Origin of the sequence: Alkalibacterium indicireducens, from assembly GCF_039522005.1 — a bacterium.
Classification (GTDB): domain Bacteria; phylum Bacillota; class Bacilli; order Lactobacillales; family Carnobacteriaceae_A; genus Alkalibacterium; species Alkalibacterium indicireducens.
Map to the genome: position 1 here is coordinate 13,533 of NZ_BAAADA010000108.1, position 3,864 is coordinate 17,396.

Genomic DNA, 3,864 nt, shown 5'->3' on the forward strand with positions numbered 1-3,864 from the left:
CGTTACACGTAATCAAGGTCCCTGCCCCTTCTCCGTCATCTGCAATGGCTATCGCCAAGTCTTTACAGACGGTGTGCAGTGCTTCTTTGAATACATGATAGTCTGGGTCTGTATCTGAATCGATCGGCTTATTCCCTGCCTGGCCGTTTGCCAGTACGGTGACCATATCGTTGGTGGAGGTATCGCCGTCCACACTGATCATATTGAAGGTGTCTGATACGACGTCTTTCAGCACCTGGTTTAAATAATCGGGTGCTATCGCTGCGTCAGTTGTTATAAATCCCAGCATAGTCGCCATATTGGGATGAATCATGCCGCTTCCTTTAGAAATGCCTCCTAAGTGAACCGTCTGGCCATCCAGTATAAAAGCAACTGTACTCTCCTTGATTCCAGTATCTGTTGTCAAAATAGCTTCAGCCGCATCATTCCCAGTATCATCCTGCAGTTGATCGACTAGATCTGACATGCCTGAAACAAAAGGGTCAATCGACAACGGCTGTCCTATGACACCAGTTGAAGCCACCAGGACATCTGTTTCAGAAATATTGAGTGCCTCAGCTACAAGTGCACAGGTCTGGCTGGCAATCTCCAGGCCATTCGCGTTGCATGTGTTGGCATTCCCGCTGTTACATATAAGAGCTTGAGCAAACCCGTTCATGCTGTGCAGTTTAGTGATTTCAAGCGGAGCTCCTTTTACCTTGTTCTGTGTATAGACACTTGCTGTCGCTGCCGGTGTCTGACTATAGATCAGTGCCAGATCCTTTCTCTTTTTCTTGAAACCGGCATGAATACCCGAAGCAGAGAAGCCTTTGGCGGCACAAATATTCCCACTGATCTTTTTCAATTTATTACCTTGTTTTTCTTTTATACTCGTTTTCATTATCATCACCTCAAAACGACGGGGCTGCCATCGCAAGTCCTTCGGTTTCATTAAATCCCATCATAATGTTCATATTCTGTACAGCTTGTCCGGCTGCACCTTTTTGCATATTGTCGATGACGCTGACAATGATGAGACGTTTCGTCCGTTCATCGACTGTCAGTCCAATATGGCACTGATTGGAATGCGTGACATGACTTATATCCGGCAAGTCGCCATAGTCAAGAACCGTGATGAAGGGGTCATCTGCATACCAATCCTTATATAGCTCATGGATAATCTCTGGAGCTGTTTGATTTTCGAGATCCGCATACATTGTAGATAGTATGCCGCGGTTGACCGGAAGCAGATGCGGAACAAACGATACTTTTACATTATCCGCACCCATCAGACTTAACTTCTCTTCAATCTCAGGCGTGTGCCGATGTGTCCCTGCCTTGTAAGCTTTAAATCCTTCGTTCTTGTTGGCGAAATGTGTGACAGCCGACAAGTTTTTTCCTGCTCCCGTCACACCGGACTTGGCATCGATGATCAGCGTCTCCGTATCAATCAGATGCTCCGACACGGCTGGATAAAGTCCCAGCAGGATACTCGTCGGGTAACATCCTGGATTAGCTACCAGCGACGTTTTACTGATGGCCTCCTTGTTCATTTCAGGCAGACCATAAACCGCCTGATCATGAAGGTCAGGGTAGCTGATCGCTGTCTCATACCAGTCTTCATATAGTTTCAAATCATTCAGTCTAAAATCAGCCCCGGCATCAATGACTTTTTTTCCTTCATCCATGCACTGTTTCACCATGCCTTCACTTTTTCCATGAGGGAGGCAGATGAATACCACGTCTGACTTACTGATCACTTCCTGATTTGATTCAAACTGAGCATCATACTGGCCTTTAAAGGACGGATAAAGCGACGAGAACGCTGCACCCTGATTGTTTTCAGATGAGATACCTGATATGTCTACACCCTCATGTTTCATCAGTATCCCAATCAGTTCCGATCCGACATACCCGCTCGCTCCTAAGACTCCAACTTGGATCATACTCATAAATGGCTTCCTGACTGAATCGGAGCTGCCGTTTCATTTGCCGCTTTCCCATAAGTCATTTTCTGTTTCATTTCAGCCTGAATCACACTGGATAAACCGTACAAGTTGATGAATCCTTCAGCATCACCTTGATTGTAGACATCGTCTTCGTCAAATGTAGCAAAAGCTTCGGAATACAGACTGTATGGAGATTCCACGCTTGAAACGATCATGTTTCCTTTATAGACTTTCAGTTTCACTGTTCCCGTGACTGTCTTCTGTGTTTCATCAACAAATGCATCGAGAGCCTGTTTCAGTGGAGTGAAGTACTGGCCATTGTAGATCAGCTTGGCATATGTCTGAGCTATCTCCTGCTTGTGCTGCAGTGTTTCTTTATCCAGAGTAATCATTTCCAGCTGCTCATGGGCAAAGTACAGGAGTGTTCCACCTGGTGTTTCGTAGACCCCTCTGCTCTTCATACCGACCAGTCTGTTCTCGATCATGTCCAGGATACCTATTGCATGCTCGCCGCCGATGGCATTAAGTGTCTTGATCAGGCTGACACCGTCCATTTCTTGTCCATCGACAGCAACTGGAATCCCTTCTTCAAAGGTAATACTGACATAACCCGCTTCATCCGGTGCCTGTTCCGGCGAGACACTCATTTCCAGGATGTCGTCGTATTTCGGCTCATTCATTGGATTTTCAAGATCCAATCCTTCGTGCGATAAATGCCAGAGGTTCTTATCTTTGGAGTAATTGGTTTCTCTGGATATTTTTAAAGGAATCTGATGTTTTTCCGCGTAGTCAATAGCTTCTTCACGTGAAGTAATGTCCCAGCTTCTCCAAGGTGCGATGATGTCCAGTTCAGGAGCCAGTGCCTTAATGCCCATTTCAAAACGGACCTGGTCATTCCCTTTCCCCGTACATCCGTGACAGATTGCATCGGCCCCTTCCTGCTTGGCTATTTCTACTAGTGCTTTCGAAATGATCGGACGTGCCGTTGCTGTTCCTAGAAGGTATTTATTCTCGTAAACCGCTCCTGCTTTCAGCGTCGGGAAAATTGAATCATAGACAAAAGACTCTTCGATTTCTGCCAGATAGAATTTGGATGCCCCGGTTTTAAGTGCCTTTTCTTCTAATCCGATCAGTTCATCTTCCTGTCCGACATTTGCTGTTACTGCAATAATTTCACTTCCGTAATGTTCTTTGAGCCAATGGATGATAACTGATGTGTCAAGCCCTCCAGAATATGCCAGTACAATTTTGTTATAGGTTTGGTTAGTCATTTTGCATTCTCCTTTTTCTGATTTCTTTTAATTGGATTAATTTTTGGTATAAAAAAAACGCCACTGTGTCTTTACACAGAGACGATTGCATCGCGGTACCACTCTATTTGCAGATTCAGTTGAAGCAAGGGCTTCTTCAGTCTAAACTATAATGCCTTGCTCGAAAGGATGAATTCTTTCTTTATCTGCCAACTCTTTGCATTAACGCTGCACACGGCACTACTTTACAGGTAAATTAATTTCAATATGCTGACAATCCGCTCGGACCGATTCATTCGGCCTAAGTTGACTGCATACCTGCTCAGAAGGCATCTCACAAGCTCGTTTCGATGACCGGTCATGTCAGCCTTCCACTCTGTGCTGACTCGCTGGGATGAGGGGGGATCATCTACTTTCTTGATTTCTGATGTTAAAAAGAAGTGTACAACATGTTCCAGCCTCTGTCAACAGATAATATTAAATAAATTGTATATTTTATGGTTTGATTGCTATTTAAGGCTATTTGTATACATTTTATATTCGTTTTGAGCATATCGCTTTATGCAAGGTAGTCTGTTACCGTCTGGTCGGACTTAACGAAGTCTATTTGGGTCATAAAAAAAGCTTCGGCTACGCCTTCGCCCTTTTGGGATAGTGCGTAGCCATTACTTTTTCAGTTCTGAATT

The 3,864-nt window shown here is 44.6% G+C and carries 3 protein-coding genes; all 3 read right to left on the reverse strand.

Annotation, left to right across the window (positions count from 1 at the left end; translation table 11 throughout):
* Nucleotides 1-880: bifunctional ornithine acetyltransferase/N-acetylglutamate synthase (gene argJ, locus ABFX15_RS06520; protein ID WP_346024660.1), on the reverse strand; the 880-nt coding region annotated here is incomplete at its 3' end.
* 10 nt (nt 881-890) lie between these two features.
* Complete coding sequence (gene argC, locus ABFX15_RS06525) at nt 891-1,931, reverse strand: N-acetyl-gamma-glutamyl-phosphate reductase (protein ID WP_346024661.1); 1,041 nt, start codon at nt 1,929-1,931, stop codon at nt 891-893.
* Complete coding sequence (locus tag ABFX15_RS06530) at nt 1,928-3,199, reverse strand: argininosuccinate synthase (RefSeq protein ID WP_346024662.1); 1,272 nt, start codon at nt 3,197-3,199, stop codon at nt 1,928-1,930. The genes argC and ABFX15_RS06530 overlap by 4 nt, the downstream gene beginning before the upstream one ends.
* Between the last annotated feature and the right edge of the window lie 665 nt (nt 3,200-3,864).

Coding starts and splice junctions, on each gene's coding strand:
- ABFX15_RS06530 (WP_346024662.1), bottom strand. CDS start 3,199: ATGACTAACCAAACCTATAACAAAATTGTACTGGCATATTCTGGAGGG.
- argC (WP_346024661.1), bottom strand. CDS start 1,931: ATGAGTATGATCCAAGTTGGAGTCTTAGGAGCGAGCGGGTATGTCGGA.